General features: G+C 44.3%; 20 protein-coding genes and 2 pseudogenes. 7 read left to right on the top strand and 15 right to left on the bottom strand.

Annotation, left to right across the window (positions count from 1 at the left end; genetic code table 11):
• Window positions 1-94 precede the first annotated feature (94 nt).
• The 5 genes and pseudogenes from ACYQ0C_RS07420 to ACYQ0C_RS07400 all read left to right on the top strand — a co-directional run.
• On the top strand, window positions 95-901 hold the full coding sequence (locus tag ACYQ0C_RS07420) for a metallophosphoesterase family protein (protein WP_016276780.1): 807 nt from the start codon (window positions 95-97) through the stop codon (window positions 899-901).
• Window positions 867-1,622 (top strand): hypothetical protein, encoded by a 756-nt coding sequence (locus ACYQ0C_RS07415; protein WP_016276781.1) that lies wholly within the window; start codon window positions 867-869, stop codon window positions 1,620-1,622. Before ACYQ0C_RS07420 ends, ACYQ0C_RS07415 begins: the two co-directional genes overlap by 35 nt.
• Before the next feature lie 85 nt (window positions 1,623-1,707).
• Complete coding sequence (locus ACYQ0C_RS07410; RefSeq protein WP_016276782.1) at window positions 1,708-3,699, top strand: OPT family oligopeptide transporter; 1,992 nt, start codon at window positions 1,708-1,710, stop codon at window positions 3,697-3,699.
• A gap of 91 nt (window positions 3,700-3,790) precedes the next feature.
• Window positions 3,791-4,636, top strand: a complete 846-nt coding sequence (locus ACYQ0C_RS07405) for an alpha/beta hydrolase (protein WP_016276783.1) — start codon at window positions 3,791-3,793, stop codon at window positions 4,634-4,636.
• 107 nt (window positions 4,637-4,743) lie between these two features.
• Window positions 4,744-5,007: pseudogene (locus ACYQ0C_RS07400) on the top strand (transposase); the annotation flags it as partial.
• A gap of 120 nt (window positions 5,008-5,127) precedes the next feature.
• Here ACYQ0C_RS07400 and ACYQ0C_RS07395 read toward each other — a convergent pair.
• A complete protein-coding gene (locus tag ACYQ0C_RS07395; RefSeq protein ID WP_016276785.1) occupies window positions 5,128-5,610 on the bottom strand; it encodes a ferritin in 483 nt (160 codons plus the stop codon).
• Between the two features lie 207 nt (window positions 5,611-5,817).
• On the opposite strand from ACYQ0C_RS07395, the gene ACYQ0C_RS07390 reads away from it, so the two are divergent.
• The gene (locus ACYQ0C_RS07390) at window positions 5,818-6,366 is read left to right on the top strand and encodes a 30S ribosomal protein S16 (RefSeq protein ID WP_016276787.1); all 549 of its coding nucleotides are present in this window, start codon (window positions 5,818-5,820) and stop codon (window positions 6,364-6,366) included.
• Between the two features lie 500 nt (window positions 6,367-6,866).
• A pseudogene (locus tag ACYQ0C_RS07385) lies at window positions 6,867-7,058 on the top strand (ISAon1 family transposase); the annotation flags it as partial.
• A 90-nt stretch (window positions 7,059-7,148) separates the two neighbouring features.
• On the opposite strand, the gene ACYQ0C_RS07380 reads toward ACYQ0C_RS07385, so the two are convergent.
• The 14 genes from ACYQ0C_RS07380 to ACYQ0C_RS07315 form a co-directional block, all read right to left on the bottom strand.
• The gene (locus ACYQ0C_RS07380) at window positions 7,149-8,711 is read right to left on the bottom strand and encodes an ATP-binding protein (RefSeq protein WP_016276791.1); all 1,563 of its coding nucleotides are present in this window, start codon (window positions 8,709-8,711) and stop codon (window positions 7,149-7,151) included.
• Between the two features lie 286 nt (window positions 8,712-8,997).
• Window positions 8,998-10,293 (bottom strand): sensor histidine kinase, encoded by a 1,296-nt coding sequence (locus ACYQ0C_RS07375; RefSeq protein WP_016276792.1) that lies wholly within the window; start codon window positions 10,291-10,293, stop codon window positions 8,998-9,000.
• 22 nt (window positions 10,294-10,315) lie between these two features.
• Window positions 10,316-11,671, bottom strand: a complete 1,356-nt coding sequence (locus ACYQ0C_RS07370) for a sigma-54-dependent transcriptional regulator (RefSeq protein WP_016276793.1) — start codon at window positions 11,669-11,671, stop codon at window positions 10,316-10,318.
• A gap of 85 nt (window positions 11,672-11,756) precedes the next feature.
• Window positions 11,757-13,241, bottom strand: a complete 1,485-nt coding sequence (locus ACYQ0C_RS07365; protein ID WP_016276794.1) for a TolC family protein — start codon at window positions 13,239-13,241, stop codon at window positions 11,757-11,759.
• 153 nt (window positions 13,242-13,394) lie between these two features.
• Window positions 13,395-14,639: an ABC transporter permease gene (locus ACYQ0C_RS07360; protein WP_016276795.1), complete on the bottom strand. Its 1,245-nt coding sequence runs from the start codon at window positions 14,637-14,639 to the stop codon at window positions 13,395-13,397.
• A 12-nt stretch (window positions 14,640-14,651) separates the two neighbouring features.
• Window positions 14,652-15,908 (bottom strand): ABC transporter permease, encoded by a 1,257-nt coding sequence (locus ACYQ0C_RS07355; protein WP_016276796.1) that lies wholly within the window; start codon window positions 15,906-15,908, stop codon window positions 14,652-14,654.
• A gap of 22 nt (window positions 15,909-15,930) precedes the next feature.
• Window positions 15,931-17,202, bottom strand: coding sequence for an ABC transporter permease (locus ACYQ0C_RS07350; RefSeq protein WP_016276797.1), 1,272 nt, complete (start codon window positions 17,200-17,202; stop codon window positions 15,931-15,933).
• A gap of 3 nt (window positions 17,203-17,205) precedes the next feature.
• Window positions 17,206-18,486: an ABC transporter permease gene (locus tag ACYQ0C_RS07345; RefSeq protein WP_025077090.1), complete on the bottom strand. Its 1,281-nt coding sequence runs from the start codon at window positions 18,484-18,486 to the stop codon at window positions 17,206-17,208.
• A 43-nt stretch (window positions 18,487-18,529) separates the two neighbouring features.
• Entirely contained in the window at window positions 18,530-19,780 is a 1,251-nt protein-coding gene (locus ACYQ0C_RS07340; RefSeq protein WP_016276799.1) for an ABC transporter permease, read from the bottom strand.
• A 31-nt stretch (window positions 19,781-19,811) separates the two neighbouring features.
• On the bottom strand, window positions 19,812-21,104 hold the full coding sequence (locus ACYQ0C_RS07335; protein WP_016276800.1) for an ABC transporter permease: 1,293 nt from the start codon (window positions 21,102-21,104) through the stop codon (window positions 19,812-19,814).
• Between the two features lie 43 nt (window positions 21,105-21,147).
• Window positions 21,148-21,819 (bottom strand): ABC transporter ATP-binding protein, encoded by a 672-nt coding sequence (locus tag ACYQ0C_RS07330; RefSeq protein WP_016276801.1) that lies wholly within the window; start codon window positions 21,817-21,819, stop codon window positions 21,148-21,150.
• A 112-nt stretch (window positions 21,820-21,931) separates the two neighbouring features.
• On the bottom strand, window positions 21,932-23,212 hold the full coding sequence (locus ACYQ0C_RS07325) for an ABC transporter permease (RefSeq protein ID WP_016276802.1): 1,281 nt from the start codon (window positions 23,210-23,212) through the stop codon (window positions 21,932-21,934).
• Between the two features lie 15 nt (window positions 23,213-23,227).
• Complete coding sequence (locus tag ACYQ0C_RS07320; RefSeq protein ID WP_016276803.1) at window positions 23,228-24,529, bottom strand: ABC transporter permease; 1,302 nt, start codon at window positions 24,527-24,529, stop codon at window positions 23,228-23,230.
• A gap of 126 nt (window positions 24,530-24,655) precedes the next feature.
• A complete protein-coding gene (locus ACYQ0C_RS07315) occupies window positions 24,656-25,903 on the bottom strand; it encodes an efflux RND transporter periplasmic adaptor subunit (protein WP_016276804.1) in 1,248 nt (415 codons plus the stop codon).
• Window positions 25,904-26,029 lie beyond the last annotated feature (126 nt).

Raw genomic sequence — 26,029 nt, 5'->3', positions numbered from 1 at the left:
ATCAAAAATAAGAAAAAAAGAACATTTTTCCCCAATAATAAGCCACTCTTATTCTGATTAAAATGACGTACTTTGCAGCAAATTTAAGAGAACAATGACAAACAGACTATTATTTTTTGTCCTATTGGCCTTATACATCAGTGGCTGCGACATGCTGGAAACCCATCCATACGATGTACATATTACAGGAGAAAGAGAACTGACCAACAAAAACATCCAATTGATAGAAAACAAAATGCAAGGCAAAAAAACAATCCGCTTTGCCATGATCAGTGACACCCAACGATGGTATAACTCTACCGAAGACGTTGTAAAAGCCATCAACGCCCATGGCGACATAGACTTTGTCATTCATGGAGGAGACCAGTCCGACTTCGGAGTCACAAAAGAATTTGTATGGATGCGGAATATATTCAACAAATTCCAGATGCCCTACGTATGCCTTTTAGGCAATCACGACTGTCTGGGTACAGGTGAAGACGCATACAGAGCCATTTATGGAAATCCTAATTTCGCTTTCACTGCCGGAAACGTACGCTTTATCTGTCTCAACACCAATGCCATGGAGTATGATTATTCGGAGCCGGTACCCGATTTCAACTTTATAGAAAATGAGCTAAACAACCTGCCATCCGAAGTAGAAAAGACCGTATTCGCCATGCACGTAAAACCTTTTGAATTCATATTCAACAACAATGTAGCAAAAATTTTCCAACTATACGTCAACCAGTTCCCCCAAGTCCAATTCTGTCTTTACGGACACGAACACCAGCTTACAGTCGATGATTTGTTTAACGATGGAATTCTATACTTCCAATGCCCCTGCATAGACAAACGCATCTACTTATTATTCACCATTAAAGAAGATGGAACCTACGATTATGAGACCGTTGAATTTTAAAAAGATTTTTCTGAACCTACTGTGGCCACTGTTGTCCTTTACAGCACAAGCCCAAGAATATAAAGCACCCTACTCATTTTTTCCCAAAGACAGCATACTTGTCTCTTCCGTTCAAGACCAAGGGGAAGATATTATAACCCAAATGCCAAACCGGCATCATAAATACGACAAGCGCGTACACCGTTACAGGCGGGCATGGGAAGCCTTGATCCCCACCCATACCAAATTACAGTACGCTGGTGGAATGGGCCTGTTATCCTGGGGCATAGGCTGGGATTATGGAAAAAGAAGCCAATGGGAAACCGATCTTCTTTTGGGATTCATCCCGCGCTACTCATCCAAACATTTCAAGATGACCATGACTTTGAAACAGAATTATATCCCGTGGAGTATCTGGTTGGGCAAAGACTTCTCGTTGGAACCGTTAACTACCGGAATCTATTTCAACACCGTATTCAGCGATGATTTCTGGACAAGCGAACCCGAGCGTTACCCCCGTGGATACTACGGGTTTTCCACCCGTATCCGCACCCATATCTTCTTGGGACAACGCGTCCGTCTCGATGTGCCCGAAAAGTACCGGAAGTTCTCTAAAAGCATCACCGCATTCTACGAAATCAGCACATGCGATTTATATGTTGTCAGTGCGTTCAACAACAGTTATCTGAAGCCCGATGACTATCTGAGACTATCATTTGGACTGAAATTTCAGATATTCTAATCAAATCATGAGGATGTTTCTTTATTTTTTCACTATTTTTGGGCATTTATTATGATAAATTTCAAAAATAACAACATAGAGAAACATGAAACAAGAAGAAGAAAAATCGGTTGGATTGCCCGATAACGCGTTCCGACCTCTGAAACCGGGGGAACAATATCACCCCATCATGTCACCAAACAAAAAATATCCCGAAGTAAACCTATGGTCTGTGTTATGGGGTATCGCCATGGCGGTATTATTCTCGGCAGCCGCAGCTTACCTAGGATTAAAAGTGGGACAGGTTTTTGAAGCCGCCATCCCTATCGCCATCATCGCCGTAGGTGTATCGGGAGCCGCCAAGCGTAAAAATGCGTTAGGTGAGAATGTAATCATCCAATCCATCGGTGCCTGTTCGGGAGTAATAGTGGCAGGAGCCATCTTCACATTACCCGCCCTTTATATATTGCAGGAAAAATATCCCGAAATGACAGTCAACTTCTTCCAGATGTTCATCAGCTCACTGCTGGGAGGTATTCTGGGAATCCTATTCCTCATCCCCTTCCGTAAATATTTCGTCAGCGACAAACACGGCGAATATCCCTTCCCCGAAGCCACTGCCAGTACGCAGGTGCTTGTTTCTGGCGAGAAAGGCGGAAGCCAGGCTAAACCGTTGCTTTTTGCAGGATTAATAGGAGGTCTGTACGACTTCATTGTAGCCACATTCGGCTGGTGGAATGAAAACTTCACCACCCGCGTATGCGGCTGGGGGGAGATAGTTGCTGAAAAAGCCAAACTGGTGATGAAAATAAACACCGGTGCGGCAGTATTAGGCTTAGGATACATTGTAGGCTTGAAATACGCGGCTATCATTTGTGCCGGTTCATTAGTGGTATGGCTGGTTATTGTCCCGGGTATGGCCCTGTTGTTCGGTGAGCAAGTGCTGAATGCATGGAATCCGGCTTTGACACAGACCATCAACGAAATGTCACCCGAACTTATATTCAAGGAATATGCCAAAAGTATCGGCATCGGTGGTATCGCCATGGCCGGTGTGATCGGTATCATGCGCTCATGGGGCATTATAAAAAGTGCCGTGGGACTGGCCGCCAAGGAGATGGGTGGCAAAAAGGTGGAAGCAAACGTTATCCGCACGCAAAAAGACCTTTCCATGAAAGTGATCGCCTTCGGTTCCATCTTCACCATCCTGCTTATCTTGCTGTTCTTCTTTTTTGATGTGATGCATGGAAATGTATTGCACAGCATTGTAGCCATCCTGCTCGTAGCCGGCATCGCATTCCTGTTTACCACCGTAGCAGCCAACGCTATTGCCATAGTCGGCACCAACCCGGTATCGGGAATGACATTAATGACACTGATACTTGCCTCGGTAGTAATGGTTGCCGTAGGACTGAAAGGTGCTACCGGCATGGTTGCCGCATTAGTTATGGGTGGTGTGGTTTGTACGGCACTCTCCATGGCAGGCGGGTTCATCACAGACTTGAAAATAGGTTATTGGCTGGGCAGTACTCCTGCCAAACAGGAAACATGGAAATTCCTCGGCACACTGGTATCGGCGGCAACAGTGGGCGGCGTCATCATGATCCTGAACAAGACCTATGGTTTCTCCACCGGCGCATTGGCGGCTCCGCAGGCCAACGCGATGGCAGCCGTAATAGACCCATTGATGAACGGTGTAGGCGCTCCATGGCTGCTTTACGGAATAGGCGCCGTACTGGCATTGATTCTGACCTACTTCAAAGTACCCGCACTGGCTTTTGCACTGGGTATGTTCATTCCACTGGAATTAAACCTACCGTTGCTGGTAGGCGGAGCGGTGAACTGGTATGTCACTACCCGCAGCAAAGACGAGACCGTGAACGCCGAACGTGGTGAGAAAGGAACTTTGCTGGCATCCGGATTCATAGCCGGAGGCGCATTGATGGGGGTTGTCAGTGCAGCCATGCGTTTTGGCGGTATCAATCTGATCAATGAAGAATGGCTGAACAACCCGATGAGCGAAGTGCTGTCAATAGCCGCCTATATCCTCCTGATCGTATGGCTGGTTAAAGCCAGTATGCATATCAAGAAAAAATAACCTTTCTTTTGAAGAAGGGGTATCGACCTTTGAAAGGTGACGCCAGAAAGGAAAATACCCTTCCTTCAAACATCTTAAAAATAAAAGTTATATGAAACGAATCTTACTAATGAGTTTACTTGCAATCTCTGCTGCATTGTCTGCCCAGAAACCTGTAGAGTTAAAATTATGGCCCAATGGCGCTCCCAACTCTAACGGCATCACCACCCCCGAACAGAAATTAGAGAATAACCGGATTTCCAATGTCAGCGAACCCACCCTCACCGTTTATCCGGCAGCCAAGCCGAACGGACTGGCCGTTGTGGCTTGTCCCGGAGGGGGATACATACGTCTGGCAATGAATCACGAAGGTCACGATATGGCAGACTGGTTCAACGCACAAGGCATCACATACGCCGTATTAAAATACCGTATGCCCAACGGACACCATGATGTACCGTTAAGCGATGCCCTTCAGGCTGTCCGGCTGATGAGAGAGCATGCCAACGAATGGCATATTCAGAAAATAGGCATCATGGGAGCCTCTGCGGGTGGGCACTTGGCCTGTACGGCAGCCACCCATTATACCGCCGAAACACGTCCGGATTTTCAGATCCTGTTCTATCCCGTAGTAAGTATGGATCTAGCAAACTGCCATAAAGGTTCACGTGACAATCTTTTAGGAAAAAGCCCGTCAGAAGAGCTAGTGAAACTTTACTCCAATGAACTGCAAGTAACAGGCGATACTCCTCCCGCTTTCATCATGCACAGCAGCAATGACGGGGCAGTACCCGTCAGCAACAGCGTGAACTATTACCTAGCACTGGTAAAGAATAAAGTCTCCGTTTCCCTTCACACCTATCCTATCGGTGGCCACGGGTGGGGATTCCGCGACAACTTCACCTATAAGCGTCAATGGACGGGAGAATTAGAAAAATGGCTGAGAGAGATACTATAAAATAACAAAGAGGGTGTCCGACAAGGGTACCTTCATTTTTAGTAAAAGTCCGAACTTTCGCAAGCTCGGACTTTTTTTTATTTGCTCTAAAATGTTTATCTTAGAGTATGTTAATCGATAGTACAAATATACAATTTAAGGAGTATTCTCAAGGTATTGATTCCTTATTTCCTTTCCGTCTTGATGAAAATATTTCTTCGGATGCTCCAGTCAGGCTTGTCAACCAGATCGTTGATGAGATTGACATCAGTCCGTTGTTGTCCACTTATAAAGGTGATGGTTATCCTGCTTATTATCCCCGTATGCTTTTGAAAGTGTTGTTCTTTGCCTACCTGAACAATGTGTACTCTTGTCGTAAGATAGCACGTCTGCAAAAGAAACAAAAATAAAAAGTAAGAGGATGCCCTTTTCAGACACCCTCGTTTTATTACAAATAAACACCTACATCGTTATCATAAAAGAAAAAAACAGGCATTCGTTTCTCTTACCGCTTATTTTCTTGCGCCAAGCTGTATATCCAAGTGATACAAAGCGACGTCACCACCCAACTTAATCTTGTCCAAAATGCCTTGAACGGTAGCTTCTTCTTCCACCTGCTCGCGTACAAATCCCCACAAGAAATCCTGAGAAGCCTTGTCCTTTTCAGCCGAAGCAACATCTACCAATTTGTCAATCAATTCGGATACATGACATTCATGCTTGTATACATGCTCGAACACATCCTGCGGAGAAGCCCATTCCTGAGGAACTGCATCCACAGCTCCCACCTTTGCCTGTCCGCCACGTTTCATCACATATTGCGCCAACATATCGGCATGATCATTCTCTTCGCGAGCCTGCGCTTTCATCCATGAAGCAAAACCTTCATACCCTTTTGCTGCAAAGAAATAAGACATGGAAAGATAAAGATTGGCCGACCACATTTCGGCTACAATCTGAGCATTAATTGCGTCTTGTAATTTTTGTGAAATCATAATTCTTTTGTTTTTAGTTAAATTGTAACTGTTGCAAATATATAATTTTTCTAGCGATTAACACCATGTCCGTTCACATTTTTATAAAAATTATATTTTATCTCATCCAAATCTTTGTGGTTCAAAAGAAAAGTCTTACCTTTGCACCCGCTAATACGGGTTGTTAGCATTAATTCAAATCATTAATTATAAAAACATTATTTAAAAATGGCAACTAAAATCAGATTGCAAAGAAACGGACGCAAAAGCTATGCGTTCTACTCAATCGTTATCGCAGATGTAAGAGCTCCACGTGATGGTAAATTTACTGAAAAACTTGGTACTTATAACCCTAATACCAATCCTGCCACAGTAGATTTGAATTTTGAGCGCGCACTTCATTGGGTAATGTGCGGTGCACAGCCTACTGACACAGTACGCAACATTCTGTCAAAAGAAGGTGTTTACATGAAGAAACACTTGCTGGGCGGTGTTGCCAAAGGCGCATTCACAGAAGCTGAAGCTGAAGCTAAATTCGAAGCTTGGAAGAACAACAAACAGTCAGGTCTGGCTACTTTGAAGGCTAAACTGGACGAAGCAAAGAAAGCTGACGCAAAAGCTCGTTTGGAAGCTGAAAAGAAGGTAAATGAAGAAATTGCTAAGAAAGTAGCTGAAAAGAAAGCTGCTGAAGCTGCTGCCAAGGCTGAAGCAGAAGCCGCTAATGCTCCTGCAGAAGAAGTTGCTGCTGAAACTACTGAAGCTCCGACTGAAGCATAATTCAAAAATCACTTCAAAAAAGAACAGGAGGTTGTGTCAAAATGCTAACACAACCTCTCTTTTTATATGCAAAACCTAAACTTTTACACTTGACACAGTTTGGATGACAGTCTCTTCAATTTAAGTATAGCTTTACCATCCTTATTATAAGCTACTTCTATATCTTCGGGCATTATCCCTTTATGCTTCATAAGTTCTATTATATCCTTTTCATTAGCCCAATTAGTTAGTAAGAAGTCGGTAGTATCAAAGTCATTATTGATAATACTAAATGCCAGGTTTATTACTATGCGCCTTTAACGGGTCACCGGATAAACATAGGGGGGATGCTTCTTTAATTCATCAATAAAATTCTATCTTTGCATCATGAATCATCAAGGACTATTAGCACGCAGATGGTATGACAAAGAGAACAACCGTTATTTCTCGGACACTTATCACCTCAAGGCCGAAGTAACCCGCTACCCGAAGGAGTTCGCGGCTTTTTTTAAAAGGAGTGTATGGAGACGATCCCTACGACCTCCCGTTCGCTTAACCGCTATTACCACATAAACGGGGATACGTTTGAAAGGCAGTACAAGGAGATACTCAGCGGCTATCGTGAATGGAGGGAACTCTCCCATGCGGAGGAATGGCTCATTTTTCTTGAGAACATAGGTGAAAGCATCTGCATTGATGAGACCGCCACGAGCATTCCATAGAAGTACAAACCCGTTACGCACACTTTTATGACGTTACTTACTTATTCCAAACCACAGGAGATTTTCAAGCTTGTCCGGATATTACCTCACCTCTTTCCACTCGGAAATGGTTCGCGTCTGTGAAGAAAATACCACTCCCGTACAAACTGTTTTTCGCTTGTCCGCCAGATAAGGCCGGGCATATCCCTTTTCTTCTATCTGCCGCAAGGCCTCATCGGCACTGCCGTCCAGTTTGAATTCAAAAATATAGATATATTGCGGAGTCTCGAGTATGCAGTCCACCCGTCCCCGGCTTTGTGTCTGCTCGATGCGGAGGCAATATACGCCTATAAGACGGAGAATGAGATAGAAAGTGTACTGGAAATGTTTCTCGGTCAGCTCCGGAGTCTTGGTACTGTCATGCGAATCGTAGGGAATACCGGACAAAAAAGCGGTGAAAGAATCACGGAAGGCATCTGTCTTACCCGCATTCAACAGGCGGATAGAACTGATCAGCCAACTGGAAACGGAAACTCCATGTATTTTGAAATAATCACTGGCTAACAAGCTGAGAAAACCTCTGCGTACTTCATCATTGGGAAAATCAAGCAGATAGGAATGAGTATATTTATCGTAATCCTTAATGGTAAGATATCCACTTTGGTAAATCATGGGAAGAGGACGTTCCACATCAGCTTTGTAATCGGCAAACAGGGATGCGTCATAATATTGCCCCACCAATTCGTTGATCTGCTCGTTGCTATGCTGCAACAGCCGGACCAGATAGGTAGGCGTGCCCGAGGCAAACCAGTAGTCACGGATTTGTAAAGAATCAAAAGCGTTCAGAATGCTGAAAGGATTGTAAATATCAAGCATGTTTTCGCTAAAATGATAACCGTCATATTGCGCTCTCAGACGTTCTTTCATTTCCTCATACGTGCATTCGTCTTTTTCGGCCAGCTCGGAAATAGGTTCATGGAAATAATGCTCCATTTCCTCCCCGGTGATTCCGCACAGTGCTTCATAACGCGGGTCCATACTGATATCTTTAGGCTGGTTGAAACCACTGAAGACACTGACTTGCGAGAATTTGGTGACTCCCGTCAGCATCACGAACTGCAAGTATTTATCAGCTCCCTTGAAGGTAGAATAAAAAGCTTTCAACGTATTCCGGTTCTCCTCTTCCAAGGGGGTATCAAGCACATCGAGAATGGGTTTGTCATATTCGTCGACGAGCACCACGGCACGCCTTCCTGTCTTTTCGCTGGCACGACGCAGCAATTCGATAAAACGGGTTCCCGGAGTCGTGTAATTGGGATTCTTGCCATACATATCCTCCCAATTTCCCAAATAGCCCTCAATGGCAGCTTCCAGCACTCCTTCTTTGGCAAAATTATCTCCGTTGAAGTCTATATGAAATACCGGATATTGAAACCAGTCTTTTTCCAGTCCGGCAATGGCAAGTCCTTCAAACAACTCTTTCCGCCCTTTATAATAGGCTTCGAGGGTACTGATCATCAAACTTTTTCCGAAACGGCGCGGACGACTGAGAAAATAGATACTTCCTCTGCTCACTAACTGATGGATGAGGGCAGTCTTGTCTACATAAACATAACCATTTTCGCGGATGCGGTTGAAAGTTTGTATGCCGATAGGGTATTTCATAATTTGATGTATTTAGTACATGATATTGCAAAGATAAACAAAACGAACCGATTTCATCCAATCCTGATTGAACATTTTTCATCGCGGACAGCTTAGCATAATAAAAAGGGTGTTTCATTTTGAGCTCGAGATTCCGAAGGAACCAACAGCACAAAACAAAACACCCCGAAAGACGTTTACTATAAACCCTCCCTCCCTTTTCACTTCCTTTCGGAAGCATCGGCGTGGTAAAGTGGTGAAGATACACATTTTATTGATAACATTCCAAATATTCGTCCTCCAATTATCAGAAACGGATACGGAAACGGGTCAGTTTATCCGGATAAGTACGAAGAGAGAAAGTACACCCATGTTTCATCAAGACTTCGCGAATAAAAATAAGACCGATGCCCTGTCCGTTAGGTTTAGTGGAGAAGAAAGGACTGAACAGTTTGGTTTCCACCTCCTTGCTGATACCGGCACCGGTATCAGCAATTTCCAGCATCGTAGGCGATACGGAAGTACGGATAAAGATATCTCCCGTCTCCCCGATACTTTCAGCCGCATTCTTGATAATGTTGACCAGTACTTGCTCAAACAGGGAAGTATCCATCATCACTTCGGGGTTCTCTTTACATAAATCAAGATGCAGCGTAATCTTACGGTTACGGCAAACCGTTTCCATAAATGTCTTGCAAGCGGCCACGCGGTCATTCAAGTCCACTGATTGTAATTGAGGCTCGGGGATTTTCACCACATTGGCGAAATTTGTGATAAAACGGCTCATGCTGTAGCAACGCTCTATGCAGACTTTCATCACTTCGCGCAAATCTTCCGTGTCTTCCATACATTCCAAAGCGCCATCCACTGTATCAAGGGTAGAGGTGATGCCCGCTGTCGTATTATTCACCTCATGCGCTATCATACGGATCACTTTTTCGTATGCCTTCTTCTCTGCTTTCACCACCTCGGAAGTCAGACTTTCCACCAGAATAAACGGATGAGAGAAGCCTCTGTCAACAAAAGAAAGCCGGGAACAGCGGTAAATCATGGAATCGCTCAGGCGAATTGTTTCCGTAGTATCTTTGGGAATACGTTCTATTTCTTCGGCCAAAGGGGAAGCCAACTCGCACAGCAATCGGCCTCTGACTTCTTCTGCCGAAGAATAATCCAAAAAACGAAGAGCTGCCGCATTCAGCATGGAAATATGTCCGTCCAGCGTCAGTATGACAACTCCCATGGGAGAAGCGCTGACCAGCAGGTCAAGAAAATGATTCTGCTCACGCAGCCGAAGGCGCTCGTCTTTCAACTGCTCCATCATGCGGTTGAAAACCAACACTATGCGGTCGGCTTCCTTTTGTCCGACAGGAGTCAGTCTACTGCTGAAATCCTGCTCACGAAGAAGTTCCATACCGTTGCCGATGATATCAAGCGGTTTCACGACTTTGCGGTAAAAATAAACCAGAAACACAAGACTGAATGTAATGACTCCCTCTCCTATATAAAACAGCGCACCGCGTTCCTTCAAGGTCAGAACGAGCAGGATAATCCATACTGCTGTCAACAGTAATGCTAAAAAGAAGAACAAGAATTTCAGTTTCATATTTTATCCGGTTCCGGTTTTGCTAATCATTCACTTGTATGTTGTATTTCTCCAAACGGCGATAAAGAGCGGCCCGGCTGATTCCTAAGGCTACGGCAACCTGTGACATATTATTGTTATACTTCTCAAGCGTTTGCAGAATCGTCTGCTTTTCTATCTCCTCCAAGGTCATGCCTTGCAGATTCGTTGTCACCTTCTGTTCTATAGGATGCTGGTATTGTGATTTAAAATCATCCGCAGTCAATATTTCCTTTCCACTGACCAGCAAGGTACGTTCCACCAAATTCTTTAATTCACGGATATTGCCCGGATAAGGCAAACGGCTCAAATAATCCATCGCTTCAGAAGTAAATTCCACTTTGGGAAGACCGTTCGATTCACATTGTTTGTCGGCGAAATGACGGACCAATAACGGAATATCCTCCCGGCGTTCGCGCAATGCCGGAAGATGCACCGTAATTAAATTAATACGATAGAACAAGTCTTCGCGGAAGGTGTGTTCCTGCACCATCTGCCGTAAATCGGCATTCGTCGCACTGACCACACGGATATCGACTTTACGGGGACGGCTGTCGCCCAAGACTTCGAAAGTCTGCTCTTGTAACACGCGAAGCAGTTTCACCTGACAGCTTAAATCCAAATCGCCAATCTCATCCAAGAAAATCGTACCCTTGTCAGCCAGTTCAAAACGTCCCACCCTGTCGGCTGTGGCATCCGTAAACGCACCTTTCTTATGACCGAACATTTCACTCTCGAACAAAGTATGAGAAATACCTCCCAAATTCACTTTCACAAAAGGTTTCTTGCTACGGGGACTGTTCAAATGCACCGCTTCGGCTATCAACTCCTTGCCTGTACCACTTTCACCGGTAATCAAGACCGATGCGTTGGTACGTGCTATCCGCTTGATCGTGGCCAGCACATCCATCAGCGCTTTACTCTTTCCAATGATATGGCTACGGTTGAAACCGTCATTATCTTCCACCGGAACCTCTGCTTTCTTATCTTGTGAATTCAGTTCCAGGGCCGTTTCTATCCGTTGCATCAACGCTACGTTGTTCCAAGGCTTGGTAATAAAGTCGAATGCACCTGCCTGCATCCCTTGCACGGCAAGCTGGATACTTCCCCATGCCGTCATCAATATAACGGGAACATCGGGCCGGAACACTTTGACCTGTTTCAGAAGAGTCAATCCTTCCTCGCCACTGGTGGACAGGGTGAAGTTCATATCCATCAAGATTAACTGGGGTGCAACCGAACGGACTATTTCAATAGCCTCTTTGGGACCCGGTACGGCCTGCACATCATATTTCGCTCTTTTCAGCATAAAGCTCAGAGAAGAACGAATGGCACTGTCATCGTCTATAATTAATATCATAATGCTGCAAATGTAGAAATTATTATTTTAATAAGCACAAAGACAACCCCATTTTATATTCAAACAGAATGGAATGGTGAAAATCCTATTGTTTGATAATCTTCTCAAAATCGGCATCAATATTGGTGTTGGTATTGAAATCCCACAATGTCAAGCTTCGCAACTGGTAATAATAGTACCAATAATAGAACAACTCATTGATATGCTTCTGACGGGCCTCATCTTTCTTTGTCTGGGAATCATTCAAATCCAATGTCGATATTTTACCGACCATGAAGGTCTCCACATTGGTACTGTAACGTTTCTGGGCAATCTTGTCCGCATCGCCTGCTATCTGCAACTGAGCCTGCTGGTTATTGAACTGTTCTACAAGGATAAACAGGTTCTGATTGAAATTCATGGTTTCCTGACGTAGCTTGCTTTCAGTCACATCGCGGTTACTTTGGGCAATCTTTACCTGACCACGACGTTTTCCCCAGTCAAGAATAGGAATCTTAAAACCAACTTCTACAATCTGGTTGTCTTTCAAACGGCGGTATGCACTATTAAATTCATGGTCTGTCCCCGTAAAACCTACCTGTGCATAGAGCTTGATCTCACGCAGATTGCCCTTCGCTTTAGCCACTTCAAAATCGGCTTCCAACTGGCGGCGGCGGATGTTGTGCGCAAATGAATTATTGGCAAGAGCTTTGTCCAAAACATCCGGATAGTTCAGCAATACAGCCGGAATCGTCTCGGGAACTACCGGTTCCAATTCCTCATCCTCTCCCAATGCCAAAAATGAACGGAGTTTGAACATATTACTTTTCAAATTGCTTTCATTATCCGTCAGTGTGGAGCGGGCGTTCAATACATTCAGTTCCAATTGCAACAAATCATTTTCACTGATCTGGCCCATGCTACGCTTTGCTTTGGCCACTTCATACAGTTTGTCCGCATTCTTCAGATTCTGCCGGGCGATGCCTACGTTTTCTTTGGCCAGCAACAGATTGAAAAAATAATTGATAGTAGTCATGGTCACCTCTTCGGTTGCAGTAAGAAATGCGGCTTTGGCTTCGGCATATCTCACCGGTTCGATGCGGCGGTTCCATTTAATTGTATTCACTCCGAAAACAGGTTGTTCCAATGTCAACGCTACCGGAACAGACATATATCGTTTGGACTTATCTCCATCCAGTTGTTTCAAGAAATCAAGAGAGGTATTCAATGAGAGTTTACCACCGGTCAGCCAAATATTCTGATCGATAGAGACTTCACCATTCATTTCCATATAATTATTACGTACAAATGTATAAGAACCGTTATCCTGCTGATAAGAATTATACTTCTTATTATAGCTGGGAATAGTGGCTTCAAAATTCATTTCCGGAAGCAAATCCGCACGGAAAGTACGATATTCCCAATAAGCGGTTTTCAGCTCGTTTAAGGCTACGGCCGCATCCACACTTTGCACACGGGCAATAGTGATGGCTTCCTCCAAAGTGATGGCACGTCGCTTTTCTTGTGGCTGCGCTCCGGCAACCAACGATATGCCAAAAGCTAAAAATAGAGATATTACTTGTTTTTTCATTGTGTTATGATTCTTTTTGTCAAAGGTAAGGCAAATGGTATGCCAAAAAACTATTTCACTGTTTTATAACAACTTACAATAAAAATGGAGTGTCCGAAATCGGACACTCCATTCATATACGAACACTGCTGATCCTGTGACAATGAAATAACACTATTCATTATGCAACGCGTCTGCCGGCTCAATCTCCATCGCTTTCCGGGCGGGGAAATAAATGCCGAACAGAATGATTATCCCCAGCAACAGCATGGCCGACACAAAACAAAACAGAAAACGTCCCCAAGCAGGTTCCATCAATGTATGCACGGTAAGATCCGCCATCTGCATATTCGCACAAACAAAAACAGCGGGAATGGCAGCCGAAACCAAGAGAAGAACGCCCTCAAGTACATAATAGCCGAATACATTCATCCTACTGCAACCTAATGCCATGCGCAATGCTATCTCGCTCCGGTTTTTACGAGTCCGGAACCAGAAAGTCCCCAGCATCCCCAAAAATATATTGAAAACAAAGAAAAGGATAACGGCATAGGTCGTATTCAGATAATTCACCGTTCCTTGCTCTATATCAAAAGCTTCCTTCATATCGCCATACGAATTTATATCGTATAAGTAATAAGGGCCGATAGATAATTTCCCTTGCATATCCTGCATAAAACGTTCGGTAAATCCCGGTATGGAATTGGAAACCACACGCACCGCAATGTGATGCCAATGAGTCAGCGGCGGACTGGGAAGATAAATAAAAGGTTCGTAACGCTCGTACTCATCTGTCTTATGAGCAGGAAGCACCGCCATTACCTTATAATTAGTTTCCGGTTGCGCACTATTCAGGAAATAAGGATTGAAACAAGTCTCCCCTACTCCATTGCGTCCGCTAAACAAGGAATCACTTAATGTTTCACTCATCAACACCGGCATGGGATATTCATTCTTGTCCCAACGCTCCGCCTCAAACGAACCTGATAATGGCCGCAAACGAAATACCTTGAAATAAGCAGGGCTGACATAACGGATGAAACAGCCTACCACATGAGTCGAATCCGAATGCGGAGCATACCCCTCATACATATTATTTCCCGTATAAGGTATTGTCCCATAATAAAAACAAGCTTCCTCCACCCCTTGATATTGTCGGATCAACTGATAGATTTGTTCCAGATATTCGGCAGAATGACTCATTAATACAGAATCATTTTGCAAAGTCGGTTTAATATTCAGTTGAATATCAAAAACATTCTCCGTGTCATATCCTTTAGACTGACGGGCAGCCGCCTCATAATTATAAACCAGATCGATGCTGTACCATAGCAAAACAAGAACAACAACCAATTCAACCCACACCCATACATTGGCATGCCTCTGATTCCACATTTGTCTGAATAAACTCTTTATCATTTTTCTTTCCTCCTATTCTCCTTTGATGGTAGTTGCAATATTTCGATGTGTGACCATCCATACCGGAATCAATACCGACAATAAATTAAAGACAACACATACGCCGAAAACCAACACAAATAAAGCAGGATGCAACAACAAACCTCCATCCAGACTGATACCTGACAATTCTACCTCGCCGCTACCAAACAACCATACACGTCCCAGCCAAACCAACACACACGAAAGCAGATATCCTAAGATTCCACCCAAAAAGACTGTGAGCAGATTCTCGGAAAACAACCTCGTCATGATGGAAATGCGTGATGCGCCATACGCCTTGCGAACTGCAATCTCTGTCACCCGCTCCTGCATCCGGGCATTGGTCATACCTGAGATATTAATAGCAGGAACAATCAGCAAGACCATCAATAACATACTGTAAACCAACGGTGCACTAATATCCTTTCCACGGAAAAAAGTGTATTCCGTATGAGTATAGAGTTCGTTCATCTCGAAAGCATATTCCGCCGTCGAACTATTCAAACGATCCTGCCGATGCTGTACTTCTGTCCGTATATCTGCAGGACGAGTATCCGGCAGCAGTTTGAGCAATCCCATGCGGATTCCCCCCAAGCCCCCTGTCCAAGTAGCATAATAGTCTTCATTTTCCAATGAGAAAGGAACAAAAGCATCAGCGTATGCTGTTTGGAAAATAGCATTGACATCTTTCACCACGCCTACCACTTTAGTCGGGAAAAAATTACTTTGATATTCTTTTCCTACCACATCCGTCGTGCCGAAAAGCTGCAAGGCCATACGCTCGGTTATCACACTGACCCACCGACGGGCATCATACTCCTCTTGTGTGAAAGGACGTCCCGCTATAAATTCATAATCAAAGAACTTAAACCAGTTATCAGCCACAGGCCGCACAAAATAGTTGAAAATTTCATTCGAAGCAGACAAGTTACAAGGTGTCTTGGCAACACCACGATACCAAGTAACTTCTTTCACGCCGGGAAGCTCTGAAAATAACGCTTCGAAAGCCTTACGTCCCATACCACTGTTTCGGTTGGTTTGGTCTTGCTTACGATAGGTCATCCCCGGACCTGTATACATCATATTACTCCGATCACTCTCCGGAGCCATGTCCATGGTCCGGAAGTCGTAAATCATCACTACCACCATGACAAAAGCGATAGTGACAGCTGTTCCTATCATACTGATTGTAGAATAGAAAGGGTTCTGCCGTATCAGATTGAATGCTTGTGATAATAGCTGTTTCATTCGTCTTATATCTCCATTTTATTTATTCTTCATGTAACGCCTCAGCCGGTTTGATACTCATGGCACGACGGGCAGGGTATCCTATTCCAATGACAATCATTCCAGCAATCAGAATGAAAGTGCCCAGAACCGTAATCGCAAAACGACCTGCCGTAAAAGGCATACGTGTAACTTCCACCAGTTCGGCATATCCCAAGTTCCACGCTACGACCCATGCAGGAATAGCAGATATTAGCAATAACAAGACCCCTTCCCCCATCAGACGACCGCAGATTCCCCAACGGGTAGAGCCTAAAGCCATACGCAACGCTATTTCGGCACGCCGATGCTGTGTCCGGAACCAGAAAGTTCCGATAATGCCTAAAAAGATATTCAGCAATAAGAAAAATATGATACAAAATTGCGTATTCAACTCATTCACCGAATCCGTTTCATAAGCAGCGCGTATATCACTCAACGGGGTTATATCCAAAAGATATAGATTGCCCACCTGATATTGACGGTCGGCCTCCACTATCAAACGGTCTATGAATCCATCATTCTGTCCCTCACGAACACGCAGGCAAACTTCTATATAAACCGTTTCGCCCAAGGACTCCATTTCCTCATCTGTCAGGTACACAGCAGCATAACGGGATCCGTAATCATCCGGAGCTGTAAAATGGTCATAACGGACCGGCTCGGTAAGAGCAGCTATAGAAAGATGCTCCGCCTCCGGCTCATTCCGCCAAACAGGTACCCTACGCCCTAAAAGTTCCTTACCGTGCCAAGGCGCATCCTGATAAACATCGGCAATATTCACAGATAAAACCATGCCGGACGGTGTCAGTGCCTCAGCAAGGCTTTCACTGCCCGAACCGTCTATATTGCGGTAACGGAATACATTAAAATATTCCGGAGTTATCCATCGTTTCAAACTACGTACCGGGACTGTATCCAGATAAAATGAAAAACTGTTCGCACCATCATTATAAGGTATACAGTTTTGCGAGAGGCTGACTGCTTCCACATCCGGACGATGAGCAAGTCTGTTTACAATTTCATGCAAATCGGCAACATCCTCTTTCATAGTACGGCCAGGCTGATAAGCAGCCGCTTTCGAAGTCATCCGCTCAAAACGAAGAACATACGTATTTTCTATATCAAAGCCCATCGGCAAATTATAGATGCTCAATGTGACATATACCACATCCACAATATACCATAATATGACAAACACCACAAAAAGTTCCATCCACAGAAACGCATTGCTGCGGCGCTCGTTCCATATCTGTTTCAATAAATTCCTGTTCATGATCTAGCGTTGGTTTAAAGCGTCCGTAATATTCATGCGCGATGCCCTCCAGGCAGGAATGCATGCCGACAGCAAATTCAAAAGCAGGCAGAAAATGAATGCAGCCAAGAATATCCAGGGACTGAACAACATATCTGCCGAAAGACTGGTTTCTCCTATTTGGGTACGGTTCTCGCTATTGGAAAATAAGAAATCATTCAATAAAAAAGTACATGCATAACTGAAAAGCATTCCTACAGCTCCGGCTATGAGCGTCAATAACAAGTTTTCATAAAACACTTGCCTCAACAAGACATTGGCAGTAGCACCGAATGCCTTCCTCACTCCTATTTCCGACATGCGCTTCCGCATACGGGACAAAGTCATGCTACTCAGATTTATAGCCGGTACCAGCAATAAAATAACAATCACCAGCAGGTAGTGCAAATAAGCTTCCTTCGCCTGTAACTCTCTTCCCCAGTGACGAAAGATAAAAGAGAAACGATCATCGGGTTGTCCACGATAAAAGATTTCGGAATCCTGCAATCCATCATTAAATTTCTGACGCAGGCGTTCCGCCTCTTCTCTGATGGCAGGAAAATCTTTCTCCGAATGTGCCAGAATGACCACACGAAAAGTTCCCATCGCATTGTCATACCAACACTTTCCGGCTATTTCTGTTGAATGGAAAGGTATCCAAATCTGCGCATACGAAGAGACAGCCAGTTTGGATACATCTTTCACAACACCCACTACCGTATAATCGGCCAAGTTGAGTTGGACTGTACGTCCCACCGCTTCTACCGTACCAAACAAATTCCGGGCCACAGAAGCGCTAATTACAACTTTAGAAAGTCCGCTTTCACTATCGGCAGCCGTAAACGGCTTTCCGGCAATAAAATCAAAAGAGAAGACTTTCCAAAAGGTATCGTCAGTTTCAAGGTTATCCACCGTCATCATTTTTCCCGCAGGTACAGAAATACGCATCCTGCCTCCTGTAGACACTATCGTTACCGCCTCAGGAACAGTAAGTGCCTTAAAACACTCTTTTGCCACCGTGAGTGACATACAGCCGTTGGATGACCTATCACTGGTATCTCCTTTCTGATGAATAGACATCGCTTTCATATAAAGAGAACGTGAACGGTTCACCTCGGGCACACAATCCGTAATGCGCACTTCCAACACCAGGACAATGACCATGATCATACAAATAGCCAATGCCGTTCCTATAATAGAAACCAAGCTGATGAGCCTATTCTCACGAAGTTGGTAAAAAGCCTGTTTGAAATATAGTTTTATCATGTTTGTGTTCATACTCCCAAATTCTTTTATCCCAAAAAAGAAATCATTCATCATGCAATGCTTCCGACGGCTGAACTTTCATAGCCTTACGTGCAGGAATCCAGATACCTACTACAATCATCAATGCAATCAAGACAAAGGAAATGAGCACAGTATTGACAAAACGGATCCAACCAAATGTAGAGCCATCCATCCAGGCATTCAGTTCCGCATTTGCCAGATTCCAATCAATAAAGATCGCAGGAATTGTGGCCACCGCCAATAATATCAATCCTTCTGCCAACTGACGGACAAAGATACTATGATCTGTTCCACCCAATGATTTCATCAATGCAATCTCGCCACGTCGTTGCTGAGTACGGAACCAGAAAGTACCTAGCAATCCCAAGAATATATTCAACAACAAGAAACCCATTCCGAAAAGGTAACTGTTCCAGGCATTCGTTTGTGACTGCTGAAAGTTACGACGGATATCAGTAAAAGAACGCACATCCGCAATAAACACATTGCCCACGCGATACAGTTTCTCACTATCCGCTTTCAAACGAGCTATAAAATCGCGATCCTGATCCTCTTTTACGCGTACACAAAGCTCCGCGCCCAAATCATACCATCCTTCCGGCATAGGAGCCACCATGCAGTAACTGTTCCATGCCTCAAAATAATCCCCATAACGGACAATCTGCAAAGAAGCCGCTAAATTATATGTGTTCGTTGTATCCCCAAACAAATAAAATTGTTTGTCCACCAATGAAGTCAAATCACATCCATAGCGCCGTTTATAAAGATTATCTGAAGCAAGAAAATTTTTCGGATGTTTCAGCATCTCAGCCAGTTGTTCAGGGGTCTCCCCACGGGTGCCACGATAACGGAACACACGGACAAAATCGGGAGACACCAATCTGCGTATAGTCCATCCCGGCGAACGTAATGTATCATACACCACTGACGCACCGCTGTTACTGCCATTATACGGATAAGAATTTTGTCCTAATCCGGCTGCCTCTATATCCGGTCTATGCTGAAGACGACTTAGAAGTTCCTTGACATCCTGCCGCTTTTCCTCGTCTGTCTGATTAGGAATAAAGTCTGGGCTTTTGTCCGTAAGGCGTCCCATTTGCACTAAATAACAATGAGAAATATCAAATCCCCGTGGTTCATTATAAATTGAGGTCTGCACATACATATAGTCCACAATATACCATAAAACGACACTTACCAACAATAATTCGGTGACAAGCCAAAGATTAGACCGCCATTCATTTTTTATCTGAGTAAATAGTTTCTTATTCATCTTGATTCTTTACTTTTAATTCGTTATCGACCTAGTGAATCTTTCCTCCCAGCGCATTGACAATGCTAGTCCTTGAAGCCCTCCAAGCAGGAATGCCGCTACTCAGCAAATTCAAAACAAAGCAAAACAGCAATGCGTAAAGGAAAGTGGAAGGGTGCAATAAAATACTGGAATCAACTGTAGGGGCATTCAGTGTCGCACTATAAGGCTGTGCAAACAGGATATCGGTACCTAAATAAGCCATAACAATACTGATACACAAACCTACGGCACCAGCCAACAAAGTTACGACCAGGTTTTCCATGATGATTTGTCCAACCATTTCCATGCGGGTGCTTCCAAAAGCACGGCGTACTCCTATTTCCGCCACACGTTGGCGCAACCGGCTTTGCGTCATACTGCTCAGATTTATAGCAGGTACCAACAACAGAATGATAAAAATGATAGCACGTTCACGACGAGCCGACTTCAAATCCGGCTCCAAGTTAGCCGCAAATGAAATAGACTGAGTTTCCTGATCGTATGGCCGGTTACGGTCTATCAACGTATACCCCTGATCGGCAAGAATAGAATTATACTCACTCATACGCCGCTTGGCTTCAGCACGGATTTCTCCAAAATCATCATGATTACGAGCCAAAATAGTGACACTCATCATCCCCATGTGCTGGTCACTCCACGTATCATCAGGCAAATCCGTCGAAGTAAAGGGAATCCATACCTGGCCATAAGAAGCATCGGCAAGAGTAGATACATCTTTCACTACCCCTACCACACGATAGGGAGCATGATTCAATAAAAACTCTTTGCCCGCAGATTCTGTGGAACCAAACAAAGCCCGCGATATGCTCTCAGTAATCACTGCCACAGGAGTGCCTGCATTGAAAGTAGCTTCATCGTATGGTTTTCCACTCACAAAACGAAAATCGAACACTTTAAAAAAAGTATCATCCGTTTCCCGCACATCCGCTCCAATAGCCGGCATCGCAGGTAATGAGACAGGAGTCGATATCGGCATACTGCAATAAATAGTGACAGCTTCAGGAGTTTTCAATGATTTATATACCTCACGCGCCGTCCGCACGCTCATCGGTCCGTTACTTGTTCCGTCCCCCCAATCCTTATGATTTATGCTCATATAATGCACATGCAGAAAACGATCCCGGTTTGACTCGGGAGAAAAAGGAGCAACCTTCACTTGTTGTAGCATCACTACCAACATTATAAGGAAAATGCTAAGAGCAGTTCCTGCGATGCTGATAACACTGATAAGCGGATGCTGGCGAAGTTGCGCCAAAGCTTGCTTAAAATACTGTTTAATCATCTCTGTTATTTCTTAATAAATTCCTTTTCATAGTAATCAGTAGTTATTGCACCTGGCGGCCATCAAAGAAACGGATCGTTCTGGAAGTCTGCTTGGCCTGTTCCTCATTATGGGTTACCATCACAATGGTCCGTCCATCCTCTTTATTTAATTTATGCAACAATTCCATGACTTCAGCACCCATCTTTGAGTCCAAGTTACCTGTAGGCTCATCGGCAAGGATGATCTCAGGATTACCTACAATAGCACGAGCTATCGCCACACGCTGACACTGACCTCCGGAAAGCTGTGTGGGCATGTGACGCATACGATGGCTCAAGCCGACACGCTCCAACACTTCTTTTGCCAGACGGGTACGCTCCTTGGCGGCCATCTTTCTATAAAGCAAAGGCAATTCCACATTATCAAGCACATTCAGTGAATTAATCAGGTGGAACGACTGGAACACAAAGCCCAAGGTCTTGTTACGGAAAGCAGCCAGCTCCTTATCCTTCATGCTTTCCACAGACGTACTGTTGATTTCAATTTTTCCACTGCTGGGAGCATCCAGCAGCCCCATTATATTCAGCAATGTGGACTTACCGCAACCGGAAGGTCCCATAATGCTGACAAACTCACCTTTAGCCACATCCAGATTCACATTTTCCAATGCTAATGTCTCAATCTCATTCGTACGGTAGATCTTATTGATACCGGTTAATTTAATCATTGCCATAATCGTTTCGTATTTAAATTGTTAATCTTATCTCATACTAGTTATCTCAAAATCCATACACCTATAAACAGACCGGTTTACAGCCGTTTATCATTTTTTTTAAATCTTAATCCTACTCATCCCGCAATGCATCCACCGGAGTTATGCGGCTGATGCTGCGTGCAGGAATATAAATGCCTATACTGACCACAATCAGCAAGATAATCCATACAATCAGTGACACTCCTAAAAAATGAAGCGGGAATCTATTCACCCAATAAATGGGAAGTATTTCCTGTTCATTCCACATATTGGTATAAAGCCCTTCTTTCAAGGCATATTGCAAATAAATAAGACAACCGGTCAAAGTAGCCAGCGTAGAAAGCACTATCCCTTCGCCCAGCAACATACGGATGATATAGACAGACCGGGCACCGAAACTTTTCATGATACCCACTTCCTCCCGACGGCTGCGTGTCTGCATCCAAAAGGTACCGGAAACTCCTAAACATAAACTGATCAGGAAGAATCCTCCCATCAGTAAATTCACACGATAAGTATAATTCACCGTATTCTCTTCATCATTGTCCGCTATTACTTCATGATAACTCTTCACACTACGCATATATAGATTACCCACACGCAACTCTTTCTCCGCCCATGGTCTGAAATGCTGCATAAATTGCGTTTCGTTTATAGCCGGTTTAGTACGGAAGACGATACATACCTCTTCCGGTATTTCGAATTTTTCCAACTGTTGAGGCTCGGCCAATACATTCTGCGGCTGCATGCCATTGCGCATACGTAGTTTACCGATGGTTGCTTTTATAATCCAGTTCAAGGTATCCGTTTTAAAATCAACATAGCGATAGCCCAATGAAACGACTCCCGGTACAGGATCTACGGTCATAACGACTTCTTTATTTTCAAAAGGCATACGGTCCAGCTCTTCGTTAGTCTGCCCTTCCACTTCCTCAAATCCAAATGTGCTGAAAAACTGGCTCTGAGGCTCAAAGAACATCACCATATAGGGATAATAATGTAAAGAGTCCGTATTTAACGAACGGCTCCATGAACTGGAACAAAACGGGCCGACGTCTCTAAACTGCAAAGTTGCATACCGCACATCTTCATAGTCGCGAATGCGCGAAAGAATCCGTCGTACATTGGCAGCACGTGCCTCCGGAGTGTCTTCCCCTGCTTCAAAACGCGCTGATTTGGAAGAGACAGCAGCAAGATTCAGTCTGTACATTCCTTCCTCTGTGATACCGGTAGGCAGCCCCCTGTCGTGGGTAGTCACCACAATCGGGTCAGTCAGTACCCATATCACCATAGATACAATGATCAACTCTGCCAACAACCAGCCATTGCGGTATCGGCGTGCCCATAAATTCTTACCTATCAAATGTAGCATCGCATCCCCCTCCTTTTATTTCTTCTGATTCAATGAATAAACGATATCCTTACCCAGTGCCTTCCACGCCGGCCATAATGCAGAGAATAAATTCAGCAAAAGACAAACGATAAAACCTGCACAGAAAATCCATGGAGAGAACAGCATATCAAAACTGACGATTGTATCTACTCCTTCAGGAGCGGAATTTCCGTAACGCTCAAACAAAGTAAACACCCAATTACGTCCGGCTATCAATATCGTCCAGACCCAACATAAGCCCAGCAGCCCCCCCAAACAGGTCAATATCAAATTCTCGATCAATATCTGACGAAGCAAACGTCCGCGGTCGGCACCGAAGGCTTTACAGATACCCATTTCCGGAAGACGGTTTTCCATGCGCGTACTGATCATCGCACATAAATTAAGAGCAGGCACCAATAAGAAAATCAAAACAAGCCCTCCCCAAAGACGTATCAGCTCCCACCAGTCCAAAGGAACATTTCCACGCCGATAGACACTTTTCCAATAAACATCCGGACCTGATAAAACCAATTTATTCTCTTCCTGTGAAGTATTATATTTACGGACCATTTCATGCATGGCCGCCTCCAAAGCCGCTCCCATGGCATCATCCTTCACTTTGAAATAAACCGTATAGGGTCCCAACATACCGGCATCACTTTTAGAATCCTTATCATAGCCTGCCACTGTAGTATAAGGCAGATATAATTGTGCAAAGGAGTCTCTTGTCAGGAAACTTGCATCTTTCACAACTCCCACAATGCGACAGTCCGTATAATTCAAGCTGAAAGTCTTGCCAACCACCTCTGTGGTGCCGAACAGACGACGTGCCAAGTCCTCCCCTACCACCGCATTCATGATACCACTCTCAAAATCGGCCTGCGAGAATGGCTTCCCAGCTAAAAAAGAGAATTGAAAGATACGGAAAAAAGCAGGATCGGTATATTTCACTTTCACATTCAGTTCCGAACCCAAGTTCTCACGTTGAATGTAGTCATCCAATTCCCACGAGTTATATACAGCAGAAACCTGCTCGGCCTCCTGTATGGGATACCACCAGTCACGTACCAATTGGTGAGAGCTTTGCCAACTGCCACTTCCACGGGTTTTCACCCGTTGCACCGTAACAGACTTCAAAACCCACGTCTCAGCACGGTTTGTCTCCGGATAAACAGGTGCCACTCTTATATAATGTGCCACAAAAACAACCATAGTCATGGCAATAGCCAATCCCGCACCTGTTATATAAAGCACACTGAACAGTTTATGCTGTTTCAGCAGCTCCCAGGCCTGCTTCCAATAATATTTTATCATAATGAGAACGAATTATCATCAGTATCCGGGGCGAGCAGAAGGGAATACGCCTCCCTTCCACCCGGTTTCCCGCTACTTTAATTTAAGAGAGAAAGTTTTATCTTGTTGTTTATGTCATAGCTGCTCTCATTTCAACTTCAACTTATTCTTGTTTTTATAGCTGCTCATATCACTGACAACTACCTTGTCACCCGGCTTCAGCCCCGATACGACTTCCACATATTCAAAGTTGCTGTCGCCCAACTGAACTTTACGCTTCACGATTTCATCCTTACTGTCCTGGACAAATAATTCGTATTCACCCCGGCCCACATAATAAGAAGCATTCGCCAATCTTAAGACTCCTTCCTTCACGGCATTCATGACATACACATCCGTCTTCAAGCCGGAACGCAAGCGTTTGTTATTGTCTTCATTCAGTTGTACGATAAACGAAATCACCCCATTCTTGCTCAGCGGTGTCACGCTGCTTACCGTTCCTTCCAGTTTCTCATTGCCAATCTTGACGATGGCACGTCCGCCTGCCGCCACACGGTCACCGTATGTATCGGCTATCTCACCTTCCACTTTAAAGTGACTCAAATCAGAGATGATAGCTACCTGGCTGCCTTCCGCCACCTGCGCACCTACCTGATTATTAATATAGGTGAGAATCGCTTTACGCGGTGAACGGATTTGTGCATCGTCCAATGTACGTTTCATTTCCGCCAGACTCTTTGAGAAGATATTGAATTCCAACTCCTTCACTTTCAAATCGGCGGCCTTCACCTCTTTCTCATTGGCGTATTGCTGACGAAGCTGTTCCAATTCCAATTTTCCGGTATTGAAGTTCAGTTCGGCCTGGCGGACCTTATCCGTTGTCCCTGATCCCAAACTGTCCAGATAGCGTTCATTACGTAGTTCCACCTCCATGCGGTTCAACTTCATGGCAGAGATTTTCACTTGCATAGCCAAGTCGCTCAGATAAGTACTGTTGTTCACTTTCAGCTGCTCCAACTGATAGCGTTTCATCTGTTCTTCATCCAGCAGTTTCTTGTATTCGGTTTCCGTACTCTGTAAATCGAGTTTCAAAATCGGTGTACCTATATCCACACTGTCCCCCCCTTTACGGTAAACTTCCACAATGCGAGTATTAATAGGTGAATTGATAATCTCTTCAAAAGCCGGAACTACCTTACCGGAAGCACTGACACTCACTTCGATGGTTCCATTATCCACTTCCGAAAATACCAGATCCTTTCGGTTGACACTGCTTCGCATAAACGAAATCAATACGGCTATACATACCACCGCCGCCACGCCTATTGCACCATATTTGATAAACTTCTTCTTGCGTTCCTTATCACGCACTTCTTTGGGGATTTCTCTGTCCATAACTTATTGTCATTTTATTATTTTCATTTTGTACCAAAGAATATGCAACATTCATGCCAAGAAATTAATCTTCTGATAATCAATAATAAACAAAACGTACAGGGTGTCCGATATCGGACACCCTGT

The sequence above is a fragment of the Phocaeicola sartorii JCM 17136 = DSM 21941 genome (assembly GCF_054653615.1).
This window is presented reverse-complemented; position numbering and strand designations above follow the sequence as displayed.

Bases quoted from the DNA above. Each gene is read 5' to 3' on its own strand.
- ACYQ0C_RS07350 (WP_016276797.1), bottom strand. From the start codon at position 17,202: ATGAACAGGAATTTATTGAAACAGATATGGAACGAGCGCCGCAGCAAT.
- ACYQ0C_RS07415 (WP_016276781.1), top strand. From the start codon at position 867: ATGGAACCTACGATTATGAGACCGTTGAATTTTAAAAAGATTTTTCTG.
- ACYQ0C_RS07320 (WP_016276803.1), bottom strand. From the start codon at position 24,529: ATGATAAAATATTATTGGAAGCAGGCCTGGGAGCTGCTGAAACAGCAT.
- ACYQ0C_RS07315 (WP_016276804.1), bottom strand. From the start codon at position 25,903: ATGGACAGAGAAATCCCCAAAGAAGTGCGTGATAAGGAACGCAAGAAG.
- ACYQ0C_RS07365 (WP_016276794.1), bottom strand. From the start codon at position 13,241: ATGAAAAAACAAGTAATATCTCTATTTTTAGCTTTTGGCATATCGTTG.
- ACYQ0C_RS07335 (WP_016276800.1), bottom strand. From the start codon at position 21,104: ATGATTAAACAGTATTTTAAGCAAGCTTTGGCGCAACTTCGCCAGCAT.
- ACYQ0C_RS07375 (WP_016276792.1), bottom strand. From the start codon at position 10,293: ATGAAACTGAAATTCTTGTTCTTCTTTTTAGCATTACTGTTGACAGCA.
- ACYQ0C_RS07340 (WP_016276799.1), bottom strand. From the start codon at position 19,780: ATGAATAAGAAACTATTTACTCAGATAAAAAATGAATGGCGGTCTAAT.
- ACYQ0C_RS07380 (WP_016276791.1), bottom strand. From the start codon at position 8,711: ATGAAATACCCTATCGGCATACAAACTTTCAACCGCATCCGCGAAAAT.
- ACYQ0C_RS07395 (WP_016276785.1), bottom strand. From the start codon at position 5,610: ATGATTTCACAAAAATTACAAGACGCAATTAATGCTCAGATTGTAGCC.
- ACYQ0C_RS07390 (WP_016276787.1), top strand. From the start codon at position 5,818: ATGGCAACTAAAATCAGATTGCAAAGAAACGGACGCAAAAGCTATGCG.
- ACYQ0C_RS07355 (WP_016276796.1), bottom strand. From the start codon at position 15,908: ATGAAACAGCTATTATCACAAGCATTCAATCTGATACGGCAGAACCCT.
- ACYQ0C_RS07405 (WP_016276783.1), top strand. From the start codon at position 3,791: ATGAAACGAATCTTACTAATGAGTTTACTTGCAATCTCTGCTGCATTG.
- ACYQ0C_RS07325 (WP_016276802.1), bottom strand. From the start codon at position 23,212: ATGCTACATTTGATAGGTAAGAATTTATGGGCACGCCGATACCGCAAT.
- ACYQ0C_RS07360 (WP_016276795.1), bottom strand. From the start codon at position 14,639: ATGATAAAGAGTTTATTCAGACAAATGTGGAATCAGAGGCATGCCAAT.
- ACYQ0C_RS07370 (WP_016276793.1), bottom strand. From the start codon at position 11,671: ATGATATTAATTATAGACGATGACAGTGCCATTCGTTCTTCTCTGAGC.
- ACYQ0C_RS07345 (WP_025077090.1), bottom strand. From the start codon at position 18,486: ATGATAAAACTATATTTCAAACAGGCTTTTTACCAACTTCGTGAGAAT.
- ACYQ0C_RS07330 (WP_016276801.1), bottom strand. From the start codon at position 21,819: ATGGCAATGATTAAATTAACCGGTATCAATAAGATCTACCGTACGAAT.
- ACYQ0C_RS07410 (WP_016276782.1), top strand. From the start codon at position 1,708: ATGAAACAAGAAGAAGAAAAATCGGTTGGATTGCCCGATAACGCGTTC.
- ACYQ0C_RS07420 (WP_016276780.1), top strand. From the start codon at position 95: ATGACAAACAGACTATTATTTTTTGTCCTATTGGCCTTATACATCAGT.